Source organism: Myroides sp. TSA_177.3 (genome assembly GCF_052691955.1).
Genome location: NZ_JBQZGD010000064.1, coordinates 1 through 341, shown reverse-complemented (window position 1 = coordinate 341; position 341 = coordinate 1). Strand labels below are relative to the sequence as shown.

Sequence of the window (341 nt, the reverse complement as noted above, 5' to 3'; positions counted from 1 at the left end):
GAAAAATAAGGATAAGGAAAATCAATAGTACGATTGTAGAGGATGGGTTAAAGTATTGTACTAAGCCTTTTTCATTTTCAAAGCGTAAAGGAAAAGTTTTAGTAGACGTTTTGAATAATCAAAATCAATTGTTTTATACCTCTGAACTAGAATATGTTATTTTCGATGAAAATGCTTTTAACGAGGTTTTTAGCAGTTTTTATACAGAGAAAATTCCTGCAGAAAGTGCTCCAATAAATGAGGACTTACTGGTGAATTTAATCGAACCATTTTGTTTTAAAATTCAAATTCCCGCTTTTACAATTGAACAATGTAAGGGACATTTTGATAATTATCCTATG

General features: G+C 29.6%; 1 pseudogene. It reads left to right on the top strand.

The features are described from left to right. Positions 1 to 341, top strand: a pseudogene (locus tag ACUTSE_RS18160) (hypothetical protein); the annotation flags it as partial.